22 protein-coding genes and 1 pseudogene are annotated in these 25,542 nt (G+C 56.9%); 5 read left to right on the top strand and 18 right to left on the bottom strand.

Annotation, left to right across the window (positions count from 1 at the left end; genetic code table 11):
- Positions 1–38: 38 nt before the first annotated feature.
- The 8 genes and pseudogenes from F7R06_RS03735 to F7R06_RS03770 form a co-directional block, all read right to left on the bottom strand.
- A complete protein-coding gene (locus F7R06_RS03735) occupies positions 39–872 on the bottom strand; it encodes a thymidylate synthase (RefSeq protein WP_090326258.1) in 834 nt (277 codons plus the stop codon).
- Positions 869–1,378 (bottom strand): hypothetical protein, encoded by a 510-nt coding sequence (locus tag F7R06_RS03740; protein ID WP_090326260.1) that lies wholly within the window; start codon positions 1,376–1,378, stop codon positions 869–871. The genes F7R06_RS03735 and F7R06_RS03740 overlap by 4 nt, the downstream gene beginning before the upstream one ends.
- Positions 1,375–3,531, bottom strand: a complete 2,157-nt coding sequence (locus F7R06_RS03745) for a tyrosine-type recombinase/integrase (RefSeq protein ID WP_090326262.1) — start codon at positions 3,529–3,531, stop codon at positions 1,375–1,377. Before F7R06_RS03745 ends, F7R06_RS03740 begins: the two co-directional genes overlap by 4 nt.
- Entirely contained in the window at positions 3,528–6,407 is a 2,880-nt protein-coding gene (locus F7R06_RS03750) for a site-specific integrase (RefSeq protein WP_090326265.1), read from the bottom strand. The genes F7R06_RS03745 and F7R06_RS03750 overlap by 4 nt, the downstream gene beginning before the upstream one ends.
- Positions 6,408–6,543: 136 nt before the next feature.
- Entirely contained in the window at positions 6,544–7,776 is a 1,233-nt protein-coding gene (locus F7R06_RS03755) for a tyrosine-type recombinase/integrase (protein ID WP_245706726.1), read from the bottom strand.
- Between the two features lie 125 nt (positions 7,777–7,901).
- Positions 7,902–8,570 (bottom strand): annotated as a pseudogene (locus tag F7R06_RS03760) (thymidylate synthase); the annotation flags it as partial.
- Positions 8,571–8,618: 48 nt separating this feature from the next.
- Positions 8,619–9,431, bottom strand: coding sequence for a prolipoprotein diacylglyceryl transferase (lgt, locus tag F7R06_RS03765; protein ID WP_090326270.1), 813 nt, complete (start codon positions 9,429–9,431; stop codon positions 8,619–8,621).
- Between the two features lie 83 nt (positions 9,432–9,514).
- Positions 9,515–10,297 (bottom strand): sulfite exporter TauE/SafE family protein, encoded by a 783-nt coding sequence (locus F7R06_RS03770; RefSeq protein WP_090326273.1) that lies wholly within the window; start codon positions 10,295–10,297, stop codon positions 9,515–9,517.
- Positions 10,298–10,429: 132 nt separating this feature from the next.
- Between F7R06_RS03770 and F7R06_RS03775 the strand changes: the two genes are divergently transcribed.
- The gene (locus F7R06_RS03775) at positions 10,430–11,176 is read left to right on the top strand and encodes an NRDE family protein (RefSeq protein ID WP_090326275.1); all 747 of its coding nucleotides are present in this window, start codon (positions 10,430–10,432) and stop codon (positions 11,174–11,176) included.
- 114 nt (positions 11,177–11,290) lie between these two features.
- Here F7R06_RS03775 and ptsP read toward each other — a convergent pair whose 3' ends face one another.
- Positions 11,291–13,570, bottom strand: coding sequence for a phosphoenolpyruvate--protein phosphotransferase (gene ptsP, locus F7R06_RS03780; RefSeq protein WP_090326277.1), 2,280 nt, complete (start codon positions 13,568–13,570; stop codon positions 11,291–11,293).
- Between the two features lie 22 nt (positions 13,571–13,592).
- Entirely contained in the window at positions 13,593–14,072 is a 480-nt protein-coding gene (locus F7R06_RS03785) for an RNA pyrophosphohydrolase (protein ID WP_007897732.1), read from the bottom strand.
- A 143-nt stretch (positions 14,073–14,215) separates the two neighbouring features.
- On the opposite strand from F7R06_RS03785, the gene F7R06_RS03790 reads away from it, so the two are divergent.
- The gene (locus F7R06_RS03790; protein ID WP_090326278.1) at positions 14,216–14,872 is read left to right on the top strand and encodes a histidinol-phosphatase; all 657 of its coding nucleotides are present in this window, start codon (positions 14,216–14,218) and stop codon (positions 14,870–14,872) included.
- 108 nt (positions 14,873–14,980) lie between these two features.
- On the opposite strand, the gene F7R06_RS03795 is transcribed toward F7R06_RS03790, so the two are convergent.
- Positions 14,981–15,406, bottom strand: a complete 426-nt coding sequence (locus tag F7R06_RS03795; RefSeq protein ID WP_090326280.1) for a DUF2269 domain-containing protein — start codon at positions 15,404–15,406, stop codon at positions 14,981–14,983.
- Positions 15,407–15,445: 39 nt separating this feature from the next.
- A complete protein-coding gene (ilvA, locus tag F7R06_RS03800) occupies positions 15,446–16,960 on the bottom strand; it encodes a threonine ammonia-lyase, biosynthetic (RefSeq protein WP_090326283.1) in 1,515 nt (504 codons plus the stop codon).
- Positions 16,961–17,250: 290 nt separating this feature from the next.
- Between ilvA and rpiA the strand changes: the two genes are divergently transcribed.
- Positions 17,251–17,925: a ribose-5-phosphate isomerase RpiA gene (gene rpiA, locus F7R06_RS03805; protein WP_090326285.1), complete on the top strand. Its 675-nt coding sequence runs from the start codon at positions 17,251–17,253 to the stop codon at positions 17,923–17,925.
- 123 nt (positions 17,926–18,048) lie between these two features.
- Here rpiA and F7R06_RS03815 read toward each other — a convergent pair whose 3' ends face one another.
- The 4 genes from F7R06_RS03815 to F7R06_RS03830 all read right to left on the bottom strand — a co-directional run bounded on the left by F7R06_RS03815 (position 18,049) and on the right by F7R06_RS03830 (position 22,285).
- Complete coding sequence (locus F7R06_RS03815) at positions 18,049–18,966, bottom strand: SdiA-regulated domain-containing protein (RefSeq protein WP_090326287.1); 918 nt, start codon at positions 18,964–18,966, stop codon at positions 18,049–18,051.
- 112 nt (positions 18,967–19,078) lie between these two features.
- Complete coding sequence (locus F7R06_RS03820) at positions 19,079–20,005, bottom strand: SdiA-regulated domain-containing protein (RefSeq protein WP_090327596.1); 927 nt, start codon at positions 20,003–20,005, stop codon at positions 19,079–19,081.
- Positions 20,006–20,201: 196 nt separating this feature from the next.
- Positions 20,202–20,867, bottom strand: coding sequence for a fumarylacetoacetate hydrolase family protein (locus F7R06_RS03825; protein WP_090326292.1), 666 nt, complete (start codon positions 20,865–20,867; stop codon positions 20,202–20,204).
- 23 nt (positions 20,868–20,890) lie between these two features.
- Positions 20,891–22,285, bottom strand: a complete 1,395-nt coding sequence (locus F7R06_RS03830; RefSeq protein WP_090326295.1) for an FAD-binding oxidoreductase — start codon at positions 22,283–22,285, stop codon at positions 20,891–20,893.
- A gap of 204 nt (positions 22,286–22,489) precedes the next feature.
- On the opposite strand from F7R06_RS03830, the gene serA reads away from it, so the two are divergent.
- Positions 22,490–23,719 (top strand): phosphoglycerate dehydrogenase, encoded by a 1,230-nt coding sequence (serA, locus tag F7R06_RS03835; RefSeq protein WP_077048552.1) that lies wholly within the window; start codon positions 22,490–22,492, stop codon positions 23,717–23,719.
- A 62-nt stretch (positions 23,720–23,781) separates the two neighbouring features.
- Here serA and F7R06_RS03840 read toward each other — a convergent pair whose 3' ends face one another.
- Entirely contained in the window at positions 23,782–24,207 is a 426-nt protein-coding gene (locus tag F7R06_RS03840; protein ID WP_090326297.1) for a DUF4399 domain-containing protein, read from the bottom strand.
- A 134-nt stretch (positions 24,208–24,341) separates the two neighbouring features.
- Here F7R06_RS03840 and F7R06_RS03845 point away from each other — a divergent pair, with 134 nt between their 5' ends.
- Positions 24,342–24,926, top strand: a complete 585-nt coding sequence (locus F7R06_RS03845; protein WP_090326300.1) for a transporter substrate-binding domain-containing protein — start codon at positions 24,342–24,344, stop codon at positions 24,924–24,926.
- A 128-nt stretch (positions 24,927–25,054) separates the two neighbouring features.
- Here the strand turns inward: F7R06_RS03845 and F7R06_RS03850 are convergent, their stop codons facing one another.
- Positions 25,055–25,540, bottom strand: coding sequence for a 2-thiouracil desulfurase family protein (locus tag F7R06_RS03850; protein WP_090327599.1), 486 nt, complete (start codon positions 25,538–25,540; stop codon positions 25,055–25,057).
- Between the last annotated feature and the right edge of the window lie 2 nt (positions 25,541–25,542).

A 25,542-nucleotide genomic window follows, 5' to 3' on the forward strand; every position in this document is an offset into this window, starting at 1 on the left:
TAGGATGATAGCCACCCACCTTCACTCCTAAGGGTGGCTCAGATGGCAACCGGTGCGGAGATATGAGGATGCGGATCGTAGTCAACCAACTCGAAGTCCTCAAACGTGTAGTCGTAGATACTATCTGGCTTACGCTTGAGAATAAGCTTGGGTAGCGGCTTGGGCTCGCGTGTCAACTGGAGCTTCACTTGCTCAAGGTGGTTCAGGTAGATGTGAGCGTCACTCATTGTGATGACGATCTCGCCGAGCCCCAGCGACGTCTGCTGCGCCAGCATAGTTGTCAGGGCCGCAAGCGATGCGCAATTGTAGGGCCAGCCCAACATCAGGTCGGACGATCTGATCAGCAGGTGTGCAGACAGCTTGTTGTTTGCGACATAGAACTGATAAAGCAAGTGGCAAGGGGGTAGCGCCATCTTCCCTTCCAAGACATTTTGTTGCGGGGTGAGCTTCTCGTCAGGGAGGTACTCCACGTTCCAACCGTGAAAAAGGATGCGCCGGCTATTCGGGTTGGTCTTCAGCGTATTGATGACATAGTCGATCTGGTTAATGGTCTTGCCATCCGCCGTCGGCCACTGTGTCCACTGCTTGCCATAGATCGGGCCCAGGTCACCGGTATCGGTTGCCCACTCATCCCAGATCGAAACACCATGCTCCTTGAGCCATTTGGTGTTCGTGTCTCCGCTCAGGAACCACAGAAGCTCGTTGATGATGCCTTTGAAATGGACTTTCTTGGTGGTGATGAGCGGAAAACCATCCTCAAGGTTGTGGCGAAACTGGCGACCAAACACGCTCAACGTACCGGTACCGGTGCGGTCGCCTTTCTCTACGCCATTGCTGAGCACGTCGGCCAGCAGGTCTTGATATGCTTTCACTTCGGATTCTCCGGGCTCTCAGCCTCAAGGAATGTGATGACGTCCCTGAGCTTCTCAATTTCAGTTTCAAGAGACTGTATCTTGGACAGACGCTCCTCAGAGATTTTTAGGGAAACATCACGGGCATCACGCACCCTGGTTAACCTAGTCTCAAATGCAATAGCCGTCTGTTCTGAGTCTCTAAATTTATTAAACCAGTATACTACTTCCAACCTACTTTTTTCCAGTCTATTCTCCAGCATACTTACTGGGTCTTGACGTTTGACTTTCTTTCTAGCGAGCGCCATTTGTTTTAGTGTTCGCTGGTCTTTAATCAGCGCTAATTTTTCAATTGGCCACTTGCGCTGATAAATCGTATTCCGATGAACACCAGAGATTCGACTCAACTCAGTGACAGTAGCTTTAATGTCGTCATTTCTTGATATAGCAGAAACAGCTTCAGTTAATGCCACAGTAATTTTATCGAAGTCATTTGCGTTACGCGCATCAAAAGGTTGGCTACTCATACTTCGAGCTCCAGCTTTTCACCAAGGTACACAAGGACACCCTTCGCCTCATTGATCACCTCATGAATTTGATCAAGTCGATCCTGATAAAGAGGGTCAGTAAGAAGCATTTGGTTTTGGGTATAAATTTCCCGCCACTTAGGCGCGTGAGCTTTGGTAATTACCGAATTCTGGCACCGATTCGGGTTACAGCGAAGGCCGCCAATACAAGGAAGGCTTTCGTCGAAATCCTCCACGCGGCCGCCATAACACATACCCATGCCAATATTGACAATGGCGATTCCTTTGGCAACTAGCACCTCAAAAACTTCTTCGGCGGAAAATCCTGCATCCTGATACATCTTAAACAATGCCTGGTTGCGAGCCTTATGCGCGGTAGCATTAGTACCAGCATAGCTGCCTTCCGGATCATAGTGCAGACGAACAACTTCCTTCTCAGCCATATGGCGATATTGATTTGTGCTTTTCTTCCGGCCACCCATCTCGATAATATCGCCTATGTGACCATATACCAGGGTCACGGCACTGTAACCTCGATTCTGGTAGCCACCAACAACTTCCCCAAAATGCTTAAGCTGATGGGAGATAAATGGCAGCCCAACGTCTGCCCGATACAACTGATACGCCAAGGTATGTCGTAACATATAAGGCGTGAAGACCAGAGATTGACATTCGTCTTCTGGCAATACTTGTTCGAAAAAAGTGCTCAATTGATAACGGAGCCCACTTGATTCAAGAGGCGAGGACGTTTCGCCAGGCCCTACCGTATCTACTGACGAGAAGAGATATGGACTCTGCTTGTAGCGAGCACAGATCTGCGCCGCCGCAATAGCATCCCTGATGATCGGGATTGCCACCCATGTATCATCAAAGAGCTTCCCGTAGCTCTCTCTATGCTTCACAACATGACTCTTAATCAGCCAGTAGGCACCATCTTCTTCAAGCGCATCATCGAGGATAATATTCGACAATTCCGAAGGGCGCATTCCTGTGTACTGTGCAACAAGGTAGCAGCAGCTGTAGTTAACTTGGTTAAGATAAACCCGCAGAGCATCATTCAGCCGCCCCTCTGAAAGCTTAACCAGTGTCTGCTTGGAAATCGTCGTACGATTCTGATCCTTACTCCGACGCTGGGTCAGGAACTCGTCAGGCATCCCTCCCATGACCGATGCCATGTGCTCGTCTGAGTACCCTTTCTGCTTCAACCTCATAAAGGTATACATTTTCATGAGACGATTACTTAAGCCATGAGACTCCGCACGCTTGAACTGCCTGGCATTGCGCCGTCTCAAGGTATCAATGTCCACAATGGGCTCCCCTAGGGTCGCCAGAAAGTCAACGACCAGCATCGATGCAGAATAGGACGAGCGCTCAAATACGGAATTGGGCAAGACCTCACTCGTTACGGGAGCCGCATCTTTTCCATTGTCTTCGTCTTCTTTCACACCGGAAACGTATTTCCATTCGAGCACATCGAGATCGACGTACGGCAGATAGCCGCCGAATAGATTTTCTGCCAGAAAGGGCGATCGAATGACGTAGAAAAAAACTCTGAGGTCTGCCGAGTAGGGAAACTCATGGCTCTTAGCAGCATCTTGATACGACATCAGGTCAAAGTTCTTTATGCCCAGCCCGCTATGAAGCACATAGTCCTTACCAAACTCCTGCTGGTCACGAAGAGACATTTCATTAAGAAACCTCATTCCATGCTGAAAATTAGCAACGATCGTGTTGACCTTCTTGTGCTTTTTCTTCCGACTCGCACCGCCATAAATGTGAGTGGGGGCTAGATAATAGAGGTAAAAAGCCACCTTCATCTCTAATAGAACGACAGAATTTACGTCAGGATATTTAGACCAGTCCATCCTCAACTTCGCACCCTTCACGTTCCTCGCTGCGTCTGGATAGTTTGGATTAAAGTCCCAAACCATATCTTTGAATAGAGACTGAGATCCTTTTCGCTTATCCTTCCTTGCTACTGGTAAAGCCATCAATGCCTCGTAGTAGGCAAGGGCTTGCAGTTGCGAGGTTGCATTGACAATGCTTTCATCAGCAGGCTGCCTGAATAGTACTTCATGATTATCAGGAGTAGGCGCGAACCATGTGCGTAACGAACCGAACTTAGAAAGTAGGTTGAATTCTGACTCGTTCATTGAAATGCCCCCTCGACGATCACATTGGTCTCAATATATTCCGACAACCGCTCCGCTTCCTCCAATTCAACAGCAGTAAAGTCAGAGAAATTTGGGTCGAGGATTTCTTCCAGCAGCGCTAGATTCTCCAAGATAATTGAGCCGTAGGGAGTATCAACCACACGGGAGGTTTCAAGTGTCTGGAGATAATCGCGTCGCATCGCATACAGGTCAGGCAAGTTGGCTTTCGTGATCAGCCGATTATCACATGCTAAGCATTTGTTATAGAGCGCGCAAGGTCGTCCAGGAATATATCCCCGGAGCTTTTTGATGAAATCTGGTGGGTTCAGGATATTGCGACATCCGCCCAAAGGGGTTTTGAAGATGATATTGTCACCCTCGGTGGCCACGACCTTCGGCATAGGCGCTTTGGGTTCGTTGACTACAGTTCCATCATGAATTTTCCTGATGGCCTCATCAAGAATCTTCCGGGCGACCCTATTGAGGTCGAGTCTCTCTAAATAGCCGATAGTAGTAGACATATTTTTGTGACCAAGAATGACTTGCACTTCTCGCATGGACACACCACGTTCGATCAGTTCGCTAACAAAGCTTGGGCGAAACCTCGACGCAGACAACCTCAGGGGCTCGCCACTATCAAGAAAAAGCCCGTACTCCGCCGAAAACTTTTCGAATATCTTGTTTAGAGTTGTCGACGATGATGCATCCAACGACTTGATCTGATTATAAGTACTCGGCGCTATAGAACGGTAAATAAACAGCCGCGACGCAACTTTAGGTTCAGCTTGCAACCTAAAGTCCGCCGTAAGCGCAAGGACATCATCGAATATTTTACGGACTTCACGACCTTGAGATGTCGTAAGCCATGTAATGTCGGCATAGAAAATATCAAGGTGGTATTCCTTGGCACCATTAGATCGCTCTTTCCAATACCTTAAGCATGGCCGATTGGTTAGCTTATGACGCTCTTCAAAGTCGCCCACATCGAGGCTAAGCAAAGAGTCGCCATTTAGCCCTGTAACTTGTGCCAACCGAGCAATATAAGGCGAGAGCACCTGGGAGTCGCGAGCATATAGAACACCCCAGCTTTTATAGATATCGAAAATTGAAACATTTTGAGCATTTACAATATTTATAAATGCCTTCTGATATGGATCCTTTTTATCGACCGTCTTGAAGCCAATGGGCACACAGTTCAGTTTATTCTCAAATATCCAACGGGCATTTTCAAGAGATCTGAAACCACGCTTCATACAACCAGATGTATCGAGTGGATCTTCCCCTTGCCCAGATTGTACATAGGGCTGTACTAACGTATTCGTACGGTCGATAGCTTCACTGATAGCATCAGAAATCCGGGTTCGTTCCGCAGGTGAATACGGTCGGTACAGATCAGTTTCAGATGCAACATCGAACCCTGACGCTGAAATGAATGACTCCATGGCCATTCCCTTTAGTCCACGTGCCGTCTCCATCATTATTCGAGCTGAGCTCATTAGCGTATTGCTGGAGTGGGAGGAAATTTTTTCTTCGATCATCAGGCATTCGAGATACTTTCTGAATCTGACCAGCGAGTAGATTCCGACCATTTCTACAATGGATTCGTGCCCCTCAAGCCCAGATTCGATAAGACCCCGACTAAAGTATCTGTAGGCTTCCAGATAGTTGCTGATCCCAGATTTGTGGTGGCTACCTAAGGAGGCAGCCGCAAAGAGGTGCATCAACGGCGAGAACGGCTCTCCTTCACCCTGCGCAAGGTCGTCAATGCTCCCTACCGATATTTCCCGATATCGGCACAGGCGTTTGTAAGGGCTCTCCGCAACATCGTCGACTATCAAAAGCTCTTTTTCTGCAAACCGTTGACTAACAGTTTTATAGTCGTCGGCAAGCACCCCCCGCTCTCGGAGATCACTCGTAATTTCGTCCAGCGTAATCATGATCAAAGGAAGGCTGGCATTGTAATAGAGGTTGGCCAGAGACTTGACTTGGTCGAAAAATCCTTTGACCTTTATTTTATTGCCATATACAGGAATGTTGAGCTTTTGTTTGTCATCCATCCCTTCATACCAGCGCAGCAGCCTTCTTCTCCAATCGCACTCATAGGAGCTGTATTCGGGCAGCACAATTTTTTGCTCGATCATCGCTTCGATGACATTCGAAGTTAGATGAATTTTCTTCGCGACGGCTTGGGAGGATGCTGAAATCTGCTCGCCAATATGATCACTCACTATCTGCGGCTTGCCCGGACGCAGGATGAGCGGGACGCTTAGAAGCGACCCACGACTCTGGATGACCCGTTGCGCCCAATCCGTAATCAGCTCACTGATCTCTGAAGACGTCTTGCGTTTTTTAGAGAGGTCAGGCGGCCTAAGAGACTGCTGGATTTCCAGTACTTCAGCCGAAAGCTCCTGCACGGTGGTCTTAAATAACGGGGACAGCTTCGCATGACTCATGCCGGGGCCAATACTATCAATCACCCCTCGGAACTTGATTTTGCCGGCGATAAGGGGGAGCTTGGCTTTTTCATCAGAGGTCAGTCCTTCAAACCATTTGAGGAGGTAGCGACGGTATTCACAATCTTGAACGGTAAAGCCTTCGACTAAAATGTTTTGTGCTTCCATGGCCTGACAAACAGATGCAATGGTTTCCTCATGGGCGACCTGCATATCAAAAGTAAAGCCGAGTTCTTCTTCAAGATACTTTCTCGAAATCTTCACGCCGCTGCGGGCGCTGAGCGGAATATTGAGCAGGGCTAGCCGATCTGGGATAACCGCAGAAGCCCAGTTTTGAAAACGAAGGCCGACTTCAGCGGCTCGTGCTCGGCCGCCCCCAACACTGCTAACATCTTCAAAACTCAGTTTTTGTTGAATACTCATCCATCTATTTCCACAGCTGCGAGTCAGCACCTCTGATCACTCAGATCAAAGGGGCACTCTATTTTCTTGGGGCGATTGCTATGGCGCAGCCAGCGGCAATCTTGAGCGGCAACGATTCAGGTGCGCGTTAGAACATTCACTTTCGATCGGCCGGTCTTATCCTGAGCCAGGTCTTCTGGATCAAGGCTTCCATTTCCTGGGCCCGTGTGACGGTGATCGCGTTGTCATCCATCATCTTTCGATGAAGATCCATGGCAATCTGGTTGTACTTTTCGGTCGTCGAAAAATGGGCGTGGCCTAGACTTTTCTGGGCAATCGTTAGGCGCTCCATATAGTCAGCGCCAAGATCCGGGCTTGAAAGGATTGCGTAAGCATTTCCATGCCTGAGCTTGTGCGGAGATACCGGCCGAGATAGTTTGCTAGTCAGGATCGCGCGCTCGCTCAATCGCTCAAGGAGACTGCTAACCGCTCTCGGACTGAAGGCCTCGCCCTCAGTGTTGAAAAAGGCTGGAGTGTCCGTAGCCTTGCCATATTTGCGGGAGTAGGTGCGATACAGTATGGAATCGTGGTATCGCTTAATTCGCTGCAGCGTTGCGCGGCTGACGATGCTGTAACGAGCTTTCTTTTCATTGCCTCGCCCTTTACTGCCGTTGATGTATATCGGGCAGTAATCGACGTGCAAAGGAGGCAGGTCGTCCTGCGAGATAAACTGGGCTCTGCTGAATTTCAGGGCGTCGAGGACGTTCTGGAGCGTCACGAACTCGACCTCAGAGCGGCGTAGGCCTGCATCAAAGATGAACTGCAGCAGGCACCGCTCGCGTTCGTACGGGGAGGCTTCGATGAGGGCCATCAACTCCTCAGTATCACAGCCTTTGATGAGCTTAGCTTTAGGTGCAGGCGTTAGCAGCCCATGGTCATAGGGATTGCTGGCCCTAAACGGAGCTCGGCCATCCACCGACTTGCATAGGTAATTGCCCATGAAGGACATGAGGGTGGCATCACGGTTACGGGCTGTGTTGCCTTCAAGGTCTTGGTCTTCGAGTAGAAGCTTAAAGTACTCGCGGAAAACATGGGTGCCAGCCTCCACGAAGGCCTCATCCCTTTCGGTGGATCTGAAGTCTGGACGAGACTTCAGGTATTCAAGGATATAGCCGAGATTATGGCCATACGTCTTCACAGACTTGATCGACAGCAGATCCGTTGCGGCCCGCTCCGAGAGGAAATCGGATATCCGGGGCATCAGACGTTCGTCATCGTCGAAAACACCAGCCCCCGTCACTTGAACCACACCCTCGGTCGTTAGCTCAATCTCGTTAAGCAGCGACTCCCCTAGATCAAGCACCTCGGCTCTTGCAGCTACCACCTTCATACTCATTACTCCTCGCGCCATGCACGTACCCTATACAGAATGTGCAGTTATGACTAGTCACTTTAAAAGCGCTCGGAAAAGAATTTGATCTACGCAGCCATTAGATAATGTGCAGTTTCTGTAGGGGGGTATAAAAGGCCCAGGTCGTTGGAGCGGATGTAGAGGGTCAGGGAAATCTCCTTGGTCTCGACATTCGGGTGGAACTGGTACAGCAGGTGGCACGGCGGCAGGGCCATTTCATCGAGCTGGGCGACGTTCCAGCCGTGGAACAGGATACGGCGGCTGCCCGGGTCCTTGATGATGGTGTCGACGCATTGGCGAACCTGGTCGATGGCCTTGTACAGCACCACGTAGGCATGACCGCCTTCTTCGCCTTCGGCGATCTGGCGGTAGCCTTGCTTCAGGGTCTGCTCGATGGCGGCCTGGTTGCTGACCGGGATCTGCTTGTACGCCGGCCACTTGCGCCATTGCACGCCGTAGATCTCGCCGAGGTCGTCTTCGCCCTGACGGAACGGGTTGGCCAGCCACTGGGCGTTTTCGTTGGCGTTCTGGTCCCAGACCTTGCAGCCCAGGGCGCGGAATTCTGCCGCGTTGTTCACGCCACGCAGAAAGCCACACATCTCGCCGATGGCGGATTTGAAGGCCATCTTGCGCGTGGTGATCGCCGGGAAACCTTCCTTCAGGTCATAACGCAGCATCGCGCCAGGGAAGCTGATGGTGTTCACGCCCGTACGGTTGGCCTGTTTGGTGCCGTTCTTGATGACGTGGGCGACCAGTTCGAGATATTGCTTCATGAGTTACCTGTGTCCTTGAACCCGCAGCCGTCGCTGCGGGGTTCGAATTTATGCCGCTGCCGCTGGAGTCGCCGGGGCGCGGTGATACGCCAGCCAGATCAGGAACAGCCCGCCAACGATCATCGGCACGCACAGCAACTGACCCATGGTCAGCCAGTTCCAGGCCAGATAGCCCAGTTGTGCGTCCGGCACGCGGACGAATTCGACGATGAAACGGAAGATGCCGTAGAACAGCGCGAACATCCCGGAGACCGCCATGGTCGGCCGCGGCTTGCGCGAGAACAGCCACAGGATCAGGAACAGCGCCACGCCTTCGAGGGCGAACTGATACAGCTGCGACGGGTGACGCGGCAACTGCGCTGGATCGCTGAACGGCGGGAAGATCATTGCCCACGGCACGTCGGTCGGCTTGCCCCACAGCTCGGCATTGATGAAGTTGCCGATGCGTCCGGCGCCAAGGCCGATCGGTACCATGGGTGCGACGAAGTCCATCAGCTGGAAGAACGACTTGTTGTTCTTTTTACCGAACCACAAGGCCGCCAGCATCACTCCGATGAAGCCGCCGTGGAATGACATGCCGCCCTTCCACACTTCGAAAATCAGCGTCGGGTTGGCCAGGTACGCACTCAGATCGTAGAACAACACGTAGCCGAGGCGGCCGCCGACGATCACCCCCATCGACATCCAGAACACCATGTCGGAGAGTTTTTCCTTGGTCCAGGTCGGGTCGAAGCGGTTCAACCGGCGCGACGCCAGCAGCCAGGCGCCGCCGATGCCGATCAGGTACATCAGACCGTACCAGTGGATTTTCAGCGGACCGATGGCCACGGCCACCGGGTCGATCTGCGGGTAAGGCAGCATTGCGACTCCTCGTTAGAGTTCAAATCTCAAAAATTCCCGGGCGACGCTGCCACCTCAGGATTAAGCCAGGATTGCGCCCTGTGTCAGAGCAAGAAGTTCAGGCCGACGCAGAACAGCAAAGCGGCAAACAGTCTTTTCAGCAACTTCGGCGACAGCTTGTGGGCCAAACGTGCGCCGATGCGGGCGAAGAACATGCTGGTCAGGGCAATGCCCAGCAGCGCCGGCAAGTAAACAAAACCGAGACTATGGGCCGGCAGCAAGGGATCGTGCCAGCCCAGAATCATGAAAAATAATGCACTGGACAACGCAATCGGCAAGCCGCAGGCCGATGACGTGGCCACTGCTTGCTGCATCGGCACACTGCGCCAGGTCAGGAACGGCACGGTCAGCGAACCGCCGCCAATCCCGAAAATCGCCGACGCCCAGCCAATGACGCTGCCGGCCACGGTCAGACCGAATTTACCCGGCACCGTTCGACTGGCCTTGGGTTTGAGGTTCAGCGCCAATTGCGCGGCAATGACCAGGGCGAACACACCAATGATCTTTTGCAGGTTTGGCCCGGAAATCGCCTCGGCCGTCACTGCCCCGAAACCGGCGCCGATCAGAATGCCAACGGTCAGCCAGACGAAAATCGGCCAGCGCACGGCACCGCGCCTGTGATGCTCGCGAATGGCATTGACCGAAGTAAAAATGATGGTCGCCAGGGACGTGCCGACGGCCAGGTGCGTGAGGATCGACGGATCAAACCCTTGCGCCTTGAAGCTGAACACCAGCACCGGGACGATAATGATCCCGCCGCCCACGCCAAACAGCCCGGCCAGCACGCCGGCACAGGCGCCGAGCGCCAGATAGAGCAGAAATTCCATGGTGCTACACCACCCAACCCCAAAACCGGAGCGGCATGGTAACGGATGCATGGCCCTCGGCTCCACTGGATGGCGATGGATACCCGCGCAATGACTGCGTAGAGTGAGCAAAAAACACACAAGGACAACCTTATGTGCCTGATTGTTTTCGCCTGGCGCCCGGGTCATGCCCAGCCATTGATCGTGGCGGCCAACCGCGACGAGTTCTACGCCCGCCCCAGCCTGCCGCTGGCGCAATGGCCTGAAGCACCGCAGGTTCATGCCGGCCGCGACCTGGAGGCGGGTGGAACCTGGCTCGGCATTGGCGCCAATGGTCGCTTTGCCGCGCTGACCAATATCCGCGATCCGCATCGACCGCCCGGCCGCCGATCCCGCGGTGAACTGGTGGCGCGCTTTCTCACCGGCGAACTGCCGATTGACGACTATTTAGGCGACGTTGTCGCACGTTCGCCGGAATACGGCGGCTTTAACCTGCTGGTGGGCAACCTGCATGAGCTGTGGCACTTCAATGCCCGGGAATCGGAAGCCGTCATGCTGCAACCGGGCGTCTACGGGGTGTCGAATGCCGGGCTGGATACGCCGTGGCCGAAGCTGCTCAAGGCCAAGGCTGCATTGAGCGCGGCAATGGATGATCCACGACCTGAGACGCTACTGACCTTGCTGAGCGATCCGCAGACCGCGCCATTCGCCGAGCTGCCGGATACCGGCGTGGGACTGGCCACCGAAACATTGCTGTCGAGCGTGTTCATTGCCAGCCAGAGTTACGGCACCCGGGCGAGTACGGCGTTGGTTGTGCACGCGGACGGCTCGCGGCATTTGGTCGAAAGGAGTTTCGGGCCCTATGGCGGGCATTTGGGGGAAATAGAGATCAGGGTTTAGTTTTGTATTGCATGGACAGACCCCATCGTGAGCAGGCTCGCTCCCACAAGGAATTTGCGTCGTTCGCAGATCCAGTGTGGGAGCGAGCCTGCTCGCGATGGGGCCGTCAGCTTTTTAGAGGGTTTTGACCGAAGCCGGATTGATCATCCGCGCCAACCCGAGGTTTTTCAGCGCCAGTTGCAGCGAGCTGTGGATCACTTGCGGGTTGTCGATGGTCATCAGCTCCGCCAACAACTCCTTGGCCTTGCTCAGGTTGATCTGGCGCAGCATCCACTTCACTTTCGGCAAGTTGGTGGCGTTCATCGACAGGCTGTCGAAACCCATGGCCATCAACAGAACCGCCGCCGCCGGGTCGCCAGCCATCTCACCGCAGATGCTCACCGGCTTGCCTTCGGCATGGGCATCGCGCACCACGTTTTGCAGCGCTTGCAGCACGGCCGGATGCAGGTAATCGTAGAGATCGGCCACCCGTGGGTTGTTACGGTCCACGGCCAGCAGGTACTGGGTCAGGTCGTTGGAACCGACTGACAGGAAGTCCACCTGCCGCGCCAGTTCCTTGGTCTGGTACACCGCCGCCGGAATCTCGATCATCACGCCAATGGGCGGCATCGGCACGTCGGTGCCTTCGTCGCGCACTTCGCCCCAGGCCCGATGAATCAGGTGCAGGGCTTCTTCGAGCTCATGGGTGCCGGAGATCATCGGCAGCAGGATTCGCAGATTGTTCAGGCCTTCGCTGGCCTTGAGCATGGCGCGGGTCTGCACCAGGAAGATTTCCGGGTGGTCGAGGGTCACGCGAATGCCGCGCCAGCCGAGGAACGGGTTGTCTTCCTTGATCGGGAAGTACGACAGCGCCTTGTCGCCGCCGATATCCAGGCTGCGCATGGTCACAGGTTGCGGATGGAATGCAGCGAGTTGCTCGCGATAGATCGCCAGTTGTTCCTTTTCGCTGGGGAAGCGCTGGTTGATCATGAACGGCACTTCGGTGCGGTACAGGCCAACGCCTTCGGCACCGCGCTTCTGCGCTCGCGCCACATCGGCCAGCAGGCCGGTGTTGACCCACAGCGGCATGCGGTGGCCATCGACGGTCACGCACGGCAAATCGCGCAGGGCATCGAGGCCCAGCGCCAGTTGTTTCTCTTCCTCGACCACGTCGGCGAACTGCTTGCGCAATACGTCGCTCGGGTTGGTGTAGACCTCGCCGTGGTAGCCGTCGACGATCATCTGGATGCCGTCGACCTTGGAATACGGCAGGTCGACCAGGCCCATCACCGTCGGGATACCCATGGCGCGCGCCAGGATCGCCACGTGGGAGTTACCCGAACCGAGTACCGAGACCAGACCCGCCAGCTTGCCTTCCGGCACCTCGCCGAGCATGGCCGGCGTCAGCTCTTCGCTGACCAGAATGGTGTTGTCGGGGTAGACCAGGGTTTGCTGACGCTCTTCCTGCAGGTAGGCGAGCAAGCGCCGGCCCAGGTCCTTGACGTCCGAAGCGCGCTCACGCAGGTAGGCGTCGTCCATCAATTCGAAACGGTTGACGTGATCGGTCACCACCTGACGCAACGCGCCCTGGGCCCACTGACCGGTCTTGATCACGGTGGTCACTTCACTGCCGAGCGCCGCGTCGTCGAGCATCATCAGGTAGACGTCGAACAGGGCGCGCTCTTCGGGACGCAGCTGCGTGGCGAGCTTGGCGGACAATGCGCGCATATCGGCGCGCACACCCTCAATGGCGGTCTTGAACAGCCCCAGCTCGGCGTCGATGTCGATGATGGTCTTGTCGGGCACCACATCCAGATCGGCCGGGGGCAGCATGACCACCGCCGTACCGACCGCCGCGCCCGGTGAACCCGGTACGCCGACGAACTTGGCTTCCTGGATGCCCTTGCCCTGACGGCCCAGGCCACGGATCGAACCGGTGGCCTCGGCGTGGGCGATAACGCCGGCGAGCTGCGCGCTCATGGTCACGAGGAAGGCTTCTTCACCTTCATCGAACTGGCGACGTTCTTTTTGCTGAATGACCAACACGCCGACAACGCGACGGTGGTGGATGATCGGCGCCCCGAGGAACGAGGCGTAGCGTTCTTCGCCGGTTTCGGCGAAGTAGCGGTAGCGCGGGTGATCCGCGGCATTTTCGAGGTTCAGGGGTTCTTCACGCGTGCCGACCAGACCGACCAGACCTTCATTGGGCGCCATGCTGACCTTGCCGATCGAGCGCTTGTTCAAGCCCTCGGTGGCCATCAGCACGAAACGGTTGGTCTCGGGGTCAAGCAGGTAGACCGAGCAGACCTGGCTGCCCATGGCCTCTTTGACGCGCAACACAATAATCCCCAACGCCGCCTTGAGATCCTTGGCGGAGTTAACTTCCTGGACGATCTTGCGCAGCGTATTGAGCATGGCTCGGGGTCGAACTCCGTCGTCAGTCGCGCGCTAAAAGGCGCGGGGCAAGCTCTTTGAGAGCGCGTCGATACACCTCGCGCTTGAATGTCACCACCTGGCCCAACGGATACCAATAGCTGACCCAGCGCCAGCCATCGAACTCCGGTTTACCGGTCAAATCCATCCGCACCCGCTGCTCGTTGGAGATCAGGCGCAGGAGAAACCATTTCTGCTTCTGGCCGATGCACAGCGGTTGGCTGTGAGTCCTGACCAGACGTTGCGGCAAACGATAGCGCAACCAGCCCCGGGTGCAGGCGAGAATTTCAACATCTTCGCGCTCCAGGCCCACTTCTTCGTTCAACTCGCGGTACAAGGCGTCTTCCGGCGTCTCCTGGGGGTTGATTCCACCTTGGGGAAACTGCCAGGCATCTTGATTGATACGGCGAGCCCATAGCACCTGTCCGGCATCATTCGTGAGAATGATCCCGACATTAGGACGGAAACCATCGGGGTCGATCACGGCAACAACCTCGCAAACGCATGTCGCCGCATTGTTCCACAAAGGTTGTGAAGGCAGCAACGCGCGGGCCTACCTTATGTGCACTCTTGTGAAAAGTCCGTATTCTGGACACCTTTCTACAGACTTTTCAGCGAGTAACTGCAATGCGGCTGGCTTTATTCGACTTGGACAACACCCTTCTGGGCGGCGACAGCGACCACGCCTGGGGCGATTACCTTTGTGAACGCGGCTTCCTCGACGCCGTGGCCTACAAGGCACGCAACGATGAGTTCTATCAGGACTACCTGGCCGGCAAGCTGGATAACGCCGCCTACCTGAATTTCTGCCTCGAGGTCCTCGGCCGCACCGAAATGGCCACCCTGGATCAATGGCACAGCGACTACATGCGCGATTGCATCGAGCCGATCGTACTGCCCAAGGCGATTGATCTGCTGGCCAAACACCGGGAAGCCGGCGACAAGCTGGTGATCATCACCGCCACCAATCGCTTCGTCACCGGACCGATTGCCGTGCGCCTGGGTGTCGAACACCTGATTGCTACCGAATGCGAGATGGTCGACGGCCGCTACACCGGGCGCAGCACCGACGTGCCGTGCTTCCGTGAAGGCAAGGTGACACGGTTGAATCGTTGGCTGGAGGAGACCGGGCATTCGCTGGAAGACAGCTACTTCTATAGCGACTCGATGAATGACCTGGCGTTGCTGGAGCAGGTGGCGAACCCGGTGGCCGTCGACCCGGACCCCAACCTTCATGCTGAAGCCAAAAAGCGTGGCTGGCCGGTCATCAGTCTGCGCGGCTGACTGATGACCCTACTGTAGGAGCGAGCCTGCTCGCGAAAAACTCAAGGTCGCCGCGGAGAGTCAGGTACCCCGCGTTTTCGTTAGCGACCATCGCGAGCAGGCTCGCTCCTACACTGGTTTGGCGCCCATCAAACCGGCAATCGCGATAAAACACACAAAACTGAACAGCGCCAAGGCAACGCTGAACTTGCCGACACCACCCGGTGCCTTGCGCAATCGATTCAAGCGCACCAGCAACCAGAACCAAGCCAGCGCCGCCACGGTGTACAACACGCTCGACGCCAGCAGCCAGGTCTGACCCAATGGCCAGCCCACCAAGTGGACCATCCCCCAGCCGGTAAACGGCATGCTCAGCAGCGCCAGCCCCATCAACAGCCAGACAAACACCCGCGGCTTCTGCAAGGTGCGACTTCCCGCCGTGGCATCACCGTTTCGCCGGGTCCGCCAGACCCAGATCCCCAGACCCAATGCACACAGCAGCAGCACGACCGTTGCCACCATGTGCGCCGCTTTCAGGGCAGTTAACGTTTCCATGGCTCGAGTTCCTTATGGCTTGCCCATCAGCGTAGCCGTTCAGCCGAGAAACAGCTGATAGGCCGGGTTGTCGCTTTCGTCCCAGTACGGGTAGCCGATTTCCTCAAGCGCTGCGGGCACCAGGTGACGCTCATCGTGAGGCACCTGCAGGCCGGCAACCACACGGCCATCCGCCGCACCATGGTTGCGGTAGTGGAACATCGATATGTTCCAGCGCCCGCCGAGCTTGTTAAGGAAGTTAAACAACGCACCCGGACGCTCCGGGAACTCGAAGCGCAGGATCACTTCATCGACCACATGGGCCGCGCGGCCGCCTACCATGTGACGGATGTGCAACTTGGCCAGTTCGTTGTCCGTCAGGTCGATCACCGGGAAGCCCTGCTCGCTGAGGCTGGCGATCAGCGCACTGCGCGGGTCGGTTTCCGGGTGTGTCTGCACGCCAACGAAGATGTGCGCCTCGCTGCCGGTGTTGTAGCGGTAGTTGAATTCGGTGATCTGGCGCTTGCCGATGGCTTCGCAGAACGCCTTGAAGCTGCCCGGTTTCTCGGGAATGGTCACGGCGATGATGGCTTCGCGACCCTCACCCAGTTCGGCGCGCTCGGCCACGTGGCGCAATCGGTCGAAGTTGACGTTGGCCCCGGAATCGATGGCCACGAAGGTGTGCCCGGTGACGCCGCGCTGCTCGACGTACTTCTTGATCCCCGCCACGCCCAAGGCCCCGGCAGGTTCGGTGATCGAGCGGGTATCGTCGTAGATATCCTTGATCGCGGCGCAGATTTCGTCGGTGCTGACGGTGATCACTTCATCGACATGATCTTTGCAGATATCAAAGGTGTGCTGGCCGATCTGGGCCACCGCGACACCGTCGGCAAAGATGCCCACGGTCGGCAGCACAACCCGTTCACCCGCCGCGATGGCGACTTGCAGGCAGTTGGAGTCGTCCGGTTCGACGCCGATGATCTTGATTTCAGGGCGCAGGTATTTGACGTACGCCGCGATACCGGCGATCAGCCCGCCGCCGCCCACCGGGACGAAAATCGCGTCCAGGCGCCCGGGATGCTGGCGCAGGATCTCCATGGCCACCGTGCCCTGCCCGGCAATGGTGTGCGGATCGTCATAAGGGTGGATGTAGACGTAGCCTTTTTCGTCGACCAGTTTCAGCGAGTAGGCCAGGGCTTCCGGGAACGAATCGCCGTGCAGCACCACTTTGCCGCCACGGGAGCGCACGCCTTCGACCTTGATCTCGGGAGTGGTCTTGGGCATCACGATGGTCGCCTTCACGCCCAACACCTTGGCCGCCAGGGCCAGGCCTTGCGCATGGTTGCCCGCCGAGGCGGTGACCACGCCACGCGCGCGCTCTTCGTCGCTCAATTGGGTCAGCTTGTTGTAAGCGCCGCGAATCTTGAACGAGAACACCGGCTGCAAGTCTTCGCGCTTGAGCAAAATACTGTTGCCCAGCCGCTCGGAGAGCTGACGGGCAGTCTGCAATGGGGTTTCTACGGCAACGTCATAAACGCGCGAGGTGAGGATCTTTTTGACGTACTGTTCAAGCATCGGAAAGCATCACTGAGCGGGTTGGGCAGGACCAAGGAGTCTAACCCGGCTTTTGGGCAGGCGACCACACTAAACCGGTGGTTTTAAGTCACCCGAAAGAGATCATTACCTGCAGGAGCGAGCTTGCTCGCGAAAAAACCAAAGGCACTGCGGGGTATCTGGTTTTACGCATTATCGTTCGCGACCATCGCGAGCAAGCTCGCTCCTGCACTAATCGGGCAATGACCTTCCCCGCCCCGACGCCTATAATGCAGGCCTTTCGTTCCCCTCTTCGGCACCTCGGAGCCCGCATGACCCAGGATCAACTCAAACAGGCAGTGGCTCAGGCCGCCGTCGACTTCATCCTCCCGAAACTCGATGACAAGAGCATCGTCGGGGTCGGCACCGGTTCCACCGCCAACTGCTTCATCGACGCCCTGGCCCAACACAAGGGTGCATTCGACGGCGCGGTCGCCAGCTCCGAAGCCACGGCCGCCCGTCTCAAGGGCCACGGCATTCCCGTGTACGAGCTTAATACCGTGAGCGATCTGGAGTTCTACGTCGACGGCGCCGATGAAAGCGACGAGCACCTTCACCTGATCAAGGGCGGCGGCGCAGCCCTGACCCGCGAAAAAATCGTCGCGGCCGTGGCCAAGACCTTCATCTGCATCGCCGACGCCAGCAAGCTGGTGCCGGTACTGGGCACCTTCCCGCTGCCGGTGGAAGTGATCCCGATGGCCCGCAGCCACGTGGCCCGCGAACTGGTGAAACTCGGCGGCGACCCGGTCTACCGTGAAGGCGTGCTGACCGACAACGGCAACATCATCCTCGACGTCTACAACATGCAGATCACCAACCCGGTGGAGCTGGAGAAGCAAATCAACGCGATCGTCGGCGTAGTCACCAACGGTCTGTTCGCGGCGCGTCCGGCGGACCTGCTGTTGCTCGGGACCAGTGAAGGCGTGAAGACCCTGCGCGCCGAGTAAGCCAGACACAAAACCTGTGGCAGCGAGCCTGCTCGCGATCAGGCCTGATCAGTCGACTCAGATGTTGAATGATGGACCGAAATCGCGAGCAGGCTCGCTCCCACATTGGCTTTACGGTGCTGGTTAAGGCTGCGGCGGCTTCTTGAAGACATAGAACAAGTTCGGCTCACTCACCAGGTACACCGTACCGTCGTCACCCATGGCGATCCCTTCCGCTTGCGGCACGTTCTTTTGCAACCCCTGGCGCCCCTTGCTCAACGACATCGTGCTCAGCGGTCGTCCGTCCACATCCAGCTCCAGAACCAGCCGAGACTCGTCGGACAGCGCCATCAAGTGCCCGCTGCGTTCGTCATATTGCAGGCTCGACAGATCCCGCACGAACAAACCGGCGTCACGCTTGGGATTGTTGATGACGTGCACCGCGTAGGATTTTTCCGGATTGAAGTGCGGAAACCCGTGCACTTCGTAGATCAGCATCGGGTCGCGCTCCTTGGCGACAAACAGACGCTTGCCCACCGAATCGTAGGCCAGCCCCTCGAAGCCCTTGTTGCCGCTCGCGTGCACGCCGAGCGTCATCTGTTCGGCGTCCACCGCATCGAGGAAGGTAGTGCCCTGCTCCAGGTGAATCTTGATCAGGCGCTGCTGGCTTTCGTCGGCGATCACGTAGGTGTCGGCACTGATGAACTCCACCGCTTCCGCATCACCAAAACCGATCAATGCCACACGACGCAAAATCCTGCCGTCCAGGGACAGCTCGATCAACTCGGCATTTTTGTTGGTGACGGTGAACAGGCTTTTGCGCACCGGATCGAAGGTCAACGCCGAAACATCGGCGTCCAGACCCTTGATGACTTGCCCTTCCAGGACCACTTGATACTGGTCCAGGCCAATGGACTGGGTATCCATCGGCTGCCAAAGCGTATTCAGGTTGAACCACGCGCGCTCGAACAGGCGCAGGTATTGGCCGATTGCGACCAGAACGATCAGCGCAATCGCCGACAGGATCAGTATCAGAGGCTTGGGGCGGGCAAATCGACGCATTCGGACAGGCTCGGAATCAAAACAGGCGGATGAAATATCACGCCTGCCTGAATTGCAGCTTAATGGCCATCAGCCCTGAAGGACAACGCAAGAGCTGCCGGCGTCGCCGCGATTACTTGTGCTTTTCGAAGCGGTAGAACAGGTTCGGCTCACTCACCATGTACAGCGTACCGGCCTCATCCATGGCCACGCCTTCAGCGCGGGGAATGGTATTTCTCAGGCCATTGAGACCACCCAGCAGGGCAATAAAGCTGACCTGCTCGCCCTTTTTATCCAGCTCCAGCAGCAGATGGGAATCGGCGGACAGCACCAGCATGTGCCCGGTCCGCGGATCAATGGCCAGAGCCGAAAGGTTGCGCATGTCCAGCGCATGACTGGCAAGCTTGACCTTGTCACCGGTCAGGACCTTACCGTCGCCTTTCCAGGCAAACAACGCTGGTGGGCGCTCTTCACCCAGCATCAACTGCTGATTGCTCGAATCCCAGGTGACCCCTTCGAACGCTTTGTTCTGGTCTTTAGACGGGCCGAGGTCGTATTTCGGGAAATTGGCGATGTTCAGCTCGCGGGTATCGGCATCGACCTTGACGATGGTAATCAAGTGAGAGCGCTCATCGACAATGGCCAGCAAGCCGTTGCCCAGCACCGTGACGCCTTCCGGGTTGCTCCAGCCCACCAGCGGCATTTTGCGCAACACATCGCCCTGCAACGTCAACTCGACCAGAAACGGGTTTTTCCCCATGACCGAAAACAGGGTTTTGGTCTGCGGATCGTAGGCCAGGTCCGACGCTTCGTCCTTTTCCATGCCCGGCAGGGGCTTGGCGTCGATCACCGCACGATAGTCCGGCAGCCAGACACTCGCCTGGCGCTCAGCCGGGCTCTTGAACTGCTCTCGCACCCACAGCACGCCGCGATTGTCCCAATGCATGGCAAATGCAAGGCCGTAGGCGGCGACGATGACCAGCAAAAGCCAGGAGTACCAACGCATGGCGAAGCGCGATCGGCGGGCGGTTTTCAGCGTGGTCAGCGGTCGGGTGGCCATCGGGGAATGCATCCAGAAAATCAATCGGTGGGTAAAAGCACGCTTGGGCTTGGCTCAGGCGCCGAAAACCAGGCGGGCGAAGTGACACCTCTGCGGGGCTGGCTTGCCGGCGAAGAGGCCCTCACAGTCAATGAACAGGTTGACCGGAAGACCGCCTTCGCTGGCAAGCCAGCGCCTACCGAGGTCTTGCGTGTGATCAGCGAACGCTGCTGGTGAAGCTGCTGGCGCCCGGCAGTTCCAGAACGATCTCATCACCGACATTCAACGGACCCACGCCCACTGGCGTGCCAGTGAGGATCACATCACCGGCCTGCAGCGAGAAGCAGCCGGCCATGTGCTGGATCATCGGCACGATCGGGTTGAGCATCGCGCTGCTGTTGCCATCCTGGCGAACTTCGCCGTTGATGGTCAGGCGAATGCCGATATCAGTCAGGTCGGCGAAAGTGCTGCCGGATACGAACGGAGCAATCACCGCTGCACCGTCGAAGGACTTGGCGATTTCCCAGGGCAGGCCCTTGGATTTCAGCTCGGCCTGCTTGTCACGCAGGGTCAGGTCCAGGGCCGGAGCGAAACCGGAGATCGCGTCGAGCACTTCTTCACGGCTTGGCTTGGTCGACAGTGACTTGCCGATCAACACCGCAATTTCCGCCTCGTAATGCACTGCACCGCGGTCGGTCGGAATGCTGAAACCACCTTCCGGTGACACCACGCAACTGCCCGGCTTGATGAACAGCAATGGCTCGGTCGGGATCGGATTATCCAGTTCCTTGGCGTGTTCGGCGTAGTTACGGCCGATGCACACCACTTTCCCCAGCGGGAAATGAATACGCGTACCGTCGACATACTGGTGCTGATAGCTCATTGACCGACTCCTGATTCGTTGATTCAGACAGCGAAAATCTTGCCCGGGTTCATGATGCCGTTCGGGTCGAACACCGCCTTGACGGCTTTCATGTACTCGATCTCAACCGGGGAGCGGCTGTAGGTCAAGTAATCACGCTTGGTCATGCCCACGCCGTGCTCGGCGGAAATCGAACCGTTGTACTTCTCGACGGTTTCGAATACCCATTTGTTAACGGTCGCACACTTGGCGAAGAACTCGTCCTTGCTCAGGTTATCCGGCTTGAGGATGTTCAGGTGCAGGTTGCCGTCGCCAATGTGACCGAACCAGACGATTTCGAAGTCCGGGTAGTGTTCGCCGACGATCGCGTCAATTTCCTTCAGGAACGCCGGAACTTTCGACACGGTGACCGAAATGTCGTTCTTGTATGGCGTCCAGTGGGAAATGGTTTCGGAGATGTATTCGCGCAGTTTCCACAAATTCTGCAGCTGGGTTTCGCTCTGGCTCATCACGCCGTCCAGCACCCAGCCCTGCTCGACGCAGTGCTCGAAGGTTTCCAGCGCGTGGTTGGCCACTTCTTCGGTGGTCGCTTCAAATTCGAGCAGTGCGTAGAACGGGCAATCGGATTCGAACGGCGCCGGAACGTCGCCACGGGCCATGACTTTGGCTAGGGCTTTATCGGAGAAGAATTCGAAGGCAGTCAGGTCGAGTTTGCTCTGGAACGCGTGCAGCACCGGCATGATCGAATCGAAATCGGCGGTGCCGAGGACCATGGCAGTGAGGTTTTTCGGTGCGCGATCCAGGCGCATGGTCGCCTCGACCACGAAACCGAGGGTGCCTTCAGCACCAATGAACAGCTGACGCATGTCGTAGCCGGTCGCGTTCTTGATCAGGTCACGGTTCAGTTCCAGCACGTCGCCCTTGCCGGTGACCACTTTCATGCCGGCGACCCAGTTACGGGTCATGCCGTAGCGAATCACTTTGATCCCGCCGGCATTGGTGCCGATGTTGCCGCCAATCTGGCTCGAACCCGCCGAAGCGAAGTCCACCGGGTAGTACAGGCCGTTTTCTTCGGCCACGTTCTGCAAATGCTCGGTCACCACGCCCGGCTGACACACGGCGGTGCGGTCGGTGAGGTTTACGTCGAGGATCTGGTTCATGTAGTCGAACGACACGACGACTTCGCCGTTGGCCGCGACCGCCGCCGCAGAAAGACCGGTACGTCCGCCGGACGGCACCAGCGCCACCTTGTGTTTATTGGCCCACAGGACAATGGCCTGGACCTGTTCGGTGGTCTTCGGGAACACGATGGCCGTGGGTGCCGGGGCGAAATGCTTGGTCCAATCCTTACCGTAAGCATTCAGGGAGTCGTCATCGGTCAGCACCTTGCCGGGCTCAACCAGGGTCTTCAGCTCATCAATCAGGGCAGGATTGGTCATCGACAGAACTCTCGAACAATTCATGGTCATCCTGAGAACGCTTCACGTCGCAGGAATGAGTGTTTAGCGGGGCGCATATGCTAGCATACCGACCCCGCAGCATAGTGCCCAACGGCTGTTCTGCGGCGACGGCTTTCCTGCCGTCCGGGTCAGCGTCTGCTGGCTATCTCCTGCCATTTTTCTCCGGGATACAGGTTTACGCAGATGAGCAAGACTTCTCTCGATAAGAGCAAGATCAAGTTCCTTCTTCTCGAAGGCGTCCACCAATCGGCTGTCGACGTCCTCAAGGCGGCGGGCTACACCAGCATCGAGTACCTCACAGGTTCTCTGCCGGAAGCCCAACTCAAGGAAAAGATCGCTGATGCTCACTTCATCGGCATTCGCTCGCGCACTCAACTGACCGAAGAGATCTTCGATCATGCGAAGAAGCTCGTCGCGGTTGGATGTTTCTGCATCGGCACCAACCAGGTTGATCTGGACGCGGCCCGCGAGCGCGGTATCGCCGTGTTCAACGCCCCGTACTCCAACACCCGCTCCGTTGCCGAGCTGGTGCTGGCCGAAGCGATCCTGTTGTTGCGCGGCATCCCCGAGAAGAACGCTTCCTGCCACCGTGGCGGCTGGATCAAGAGCGCGGCCAACTCCTTCGAAATCCGTGGCAAGAAGCTGGGCATCGTCGGCTACGGCTCGATCGGTACCCAATTGTCGGTCCTGGCTGAAGGCCTGGGCATGCAGGTGTACTTCTACGACACCGTGACCAAGCTGCCACTGGGTAACGCCACCCAGGTCGGCAACCTGCACGAGCTGCTGGGCATGTCCGACATCGTGACCCTGCACGTACCGGAAACCGCTGCGACCCAGTGGATGATCGGCGAGAAGGAAATCCGCGCCATCAAGAAGGGCGGCATCCTGATCAACGCCGCACGCGGCACCGTGGTCGAGCTGGACCACCTGGCCGCCGCCATCAAGGACAAACACCTGATCGGCGCTGCCATCGACGTATTCCCGGTGGAGCCACGCTCCAACGATGAAGAGTTCGAAAGCCCGCTGCGTGGCCTGGACAACGTGATCCTGACCCCGCACATCGGTGGTTCCACCGCCGAGGCGCAGGCCAACATTGGTCTGGAAGTGGCCGAGAAGCTGGTCAAGTACAGCGACAACGGTACCTCGGTATCGTCCGTGAACTTCCCGGAAGTGGCCCTGCCGGCTCACCCTGGCAAGCACCGCCTGTTGCACATCCACGAAAACATTCCGGGTGTGATGAGCGAGATCAACAAGGTCTTCGCCGAAAACGGCATCAACATTTCCGGTCAGTTCCTGCAGACCAACGAGAAAGTCGGCTACGTGGTTATCGACGTAGACGCCGAGTACTCGGAACTGGCGCAAGAGAAGCTGCAACACGTCAACGGCACCATCCGTAGCCGCGTGTTGTTCTGATCGCGAGTTGAGCGACAAAAAAGGGAGCCTTCGGGGCTCCCTTTTTCATGCGCGCAATAACGTTATTTAACGTTTACGGTGATCTTCTTCGAGACGATCGGCGGATCGAATGGCATGTGGCCGCTGTCGCCCAGCTCCAGCTGGAGGGTGTGTTTGCCCGGTGTCAGGGTTATTTCAGCCTGGGTCTGCGCCTTGCCGTAGTGCAGGTGGTGGGCATCGTTCGGAATCGGCATACCCGCCGCCGGCATTTCGTCTACATCGATCAGCAGGTGATGGTGGCCTGTGTTCTTGGTGGGATCGCCAGCTGGCGCCAGCGCTATGTTCTCGACAGCGAACTTGACGACGACAGTCTGTGGAACCGTCGCACCGTCTTTAGGAGAAACGATGGACACTGCAGCACCCGCAGGCGCCGGAGTCGCAGCACTGGCCAGCACAGAAACGCCCATCAGCAGGCCAGCCAAAGCAGCTCGTGACATAAAGGTTTTCATTCTCTTCTCCAGTTTTTCCGTAAAATCCGCGTGACCATCACAACTTCATGGTCAATCGTTGTCGAAGGCACTCGATAACCATAGCAAAGCGAACCTGATAACAGCGTCGCGATAATGATTTCAAAGGAGTGACCATGCGTTTTCTGCCTGGCCTGATCTGCCTGCTACCCCTTTTGAGCCCGTTGGCTCATGCCGAACTGATTGATGACGTCAACGACCGCGGCGAACTGCGCATAGCCCTTGAGGCCAATACTCCCCCTTTCAATTTCAAGAAAGACGACAAGCTCGAGGGCTTCGAAGTTGAATTGGGTCAACTGCTCGCCAACGAACTGGAAGTTCGGGCCGATTTCGTCGTCACTGACGGCAGCGATCTGTTGACCGGCGTCGAAAGCGGCAAGTACGACATCGCCATCAATCACATAACAGAGACCCCGGCGCTCAAGGAACGTTTCGACTTCAGCGAACCTTATCGTCGTACCGATGCACAGCTGATTGCGCAGAAAGACGAGCCGCGCTCAATGCTGCTGGTGCAATCGCTGACAGAAGAGAAGCCCAAAGCCAGTTCGCCCGTGAACCTGGCGATTCCGTTTCAGAAGGGTAATCCGGCCTTTCATGCCAGCCTGGAAAACGCGTTGCAGCGAATCAAGGCCGATGGCCGGCTTAAAGCGCTGGAAGAGAAATGGTTTGGGCCAGATGCGGGTGTAACGCCAAAGCAATGACCCTGTAGGCGTGAGCTTGCTCGCGAAGGACTCAAGTGCGTAGCGTTTACCCAGCTCACACGCGTTATCGTTAAAGACCATCGCTGCGATGCGGCGACCCGACCAGCCAGCGCCTGCAGGGTTCGGGGTCAGCTCAGGTTTTCCAGGGCCGCCGCCGCTTCAGCCAGCTCCAGCTCGCTGAAGACTTGCACGCCGTGGCGCTTGAGCAGTGCAGCCGTCACGCCTTCGCCACGGACCTTCACCCCACTGAACGTCCCGTCATAGGTCAGCAGATTGCCACAAGACGGGCTGTTGGCCTTGAGTACGGCGATGCGGATGCCATGCTGCCGCACCAGTTCCAGTGCCTGGCAGGCCCCACTCAGAAACTGCGCGCTGACGTCCTCGCCCTCGGTCGTCAGCACCGACGCCTGACCATCCAGCACTTCACCGCCCTGCCCGCCCGGGATTTCCGCCGCCGCACGTGGTGTCGGCAATCCACCGGCGACTTCCGGGCACAACGGCACGACACGACCTTCATCGAGCCAGACCTGTAGCTGATCGAACGGACCGCTGGCCCCGCCGTCGTAACGTACGCGATGCCCCAGCAGGCAGCGGCTTACCAGAATTTTCTGCATCA

Source organism: Pseudomonas moorei (assembly GCF_008801475.1).
GTDB lineage: Bacteria > Pseudomonadota > Gammaproteobacteria > Pseudomonadales > Pseudomonadaceae > Aquipseudomonas > Aquipseudomonas moorei.

What these genes read in the sequence shown, in the direction of transcription:
- F7R06_RS03740 (WP_090326260.1), bottom strand. Translation starts at nt 1,378, where the DNA reads ATGAGTAGCCAACCTTTTGATGCGCGTAACGCAAATGACTTCGATAAA.
- F7R06_RS03745 (WP_090326262.1), bottom strand. Translation starts at nt 3,531, where the DNA reads ATGAACGAGTCAGAATTCAACCTACTTTCTAAGTTCGGTTCGTTACGC.
- F7R06_RS03750 (WP_090326265.1), bottom strand. Translation starts at nt 6,407, where the DNA reads ATGAGTATTCAACAAAAACTGAGTTTTGAAGATGTTAGCAGTGTTGGG.
- F7R06_RS03755 (WP_245706726.1), bottom strand. Translation starts at nt 7,776, where the DNA reads ATGAAGGTGGTAGCTGCAAGAGCCGAGGTGCTTGATCTAGGGGAGTCG.
- lgt (WP_090326270.1), bottom strand. Translation starts at nt 9,431, where the DNA reads ATGCTGCCTTACCCGCAGATCGACCCGGTGGCCGTGGCCATCGGTCCG.
- F7R06_RS03770 (WP_090326273.1), bottom strand. Translation starts at nt 10,297, where the DNA reads ATGGAATTTCTGCTCTATCTGGCGCTCGGCGCCTGTGCCGGCGTGCTG.
- F7R06_RS03775 (WP_090326275.1), top strand. Translation starts at nt 10,430, where the DNA reads ATGTGCCTGATTGTTTTCGCCTGGCGCCCGGGTCATGCCCAGCCATTG.
- ptsP (WP_090326277.1), bottom strand. Translation starts at nt 13,570, where the DNA reads ATGCTCAATACGCTGCGCAAGATCGTCCAGGAAGTTAACTCCGCCAAG.
- F7R06_RS03790 (WP_090326278.1), top strand. Translation starts at nt 14,216, where the DNA reads ATGCGGCTGGCTTTATTCGACTTGGACAACACCCTTCTGGGCGGCGAC.
- F7R06_RS03795 (WP_090326280.1), bottom strand. Translation starts at nt 15,406, where the DNA reads ATGGAAACGTTAACTGCCCTGAAAGCGGCGCACATGGTGGCAACGGTC.
- ilvA (WP_090326283.1), bottom strand. Translation starts at nt 16,960, where the DNA reads ATGCTTGAACAGTACGTCAAAAAGATCCTCACCTCGCGCGTTTATGAC.
- rpiA (WP_090326285.1), top strand. Translation starts at nt 17,251, where the DNA reads ATGACCCAGGATCAACTCAAACAGGCAGTGGCTCAGGCCGCCGTCGAC.
- F7R06_RS03815 (WP_090326287.1), bottom strand. Translation starts at nt 18,966, where the DNA reads ATGCGTCGATTTGCCCGCCCCAAGCCTCTGATACTGATCCTGTCGGCG.
- F7R06_RS03820 (WP_090327596.1), bottom strand. Translation starts at nt 20,005, where the DNA reads ATGGCCACCCGACCGCTGACCACGCTGAAAACCGCCCGCCGATCGCGC.
- F7R06_RS03825 (WP_090326292.1), bottom strand. Translation starts at nt 20,867, where the DNA reads ATGAGCTATCAGCACCAGTATGTCGACGGTACGCGTATTCATTTCCCG.
- F7R06_RS03830 (WP_090326295.1), bottom strand. Translation starts at nt 22,285, where the DNA reads ATGACCAATCCTGCCCTGATTGATGAGCTGAAGACCCTGGTTGAGCCC.
- serA (WP_077048552.1), top strand. Translation starts at nt 22,490, where the DNA reads ATGAGCAAGACTTCTCTCGATAAGAGCAAGATCAAGTTCCTTCTTCTC.
- F7R06_RS03840 (WP_090326297.1), bottom strand. Translation starts at nt 24,207, where the DNA reads ATGAAAACCTTTATGTCACGAGCTGCTTTGGCTGGCCTGCTGATGGGC.
- F7R06_RS03845 (WP_090326300.1), top strand. Translation starts at nt 24,342, where the DNA reads ATGCGTTTTCTGCCTGGCCTGATCTGCCTGCTACCCCTTTTGAGCCCG.
- F7R06_RS03850 (WP_090327599.1), bottom strand. Translation starts at nt 25,540, where the DNA reads ATGCAGAAAATTCTGGTAAGCCGCTGCCTGCTGGGGCATCGCGTACGT.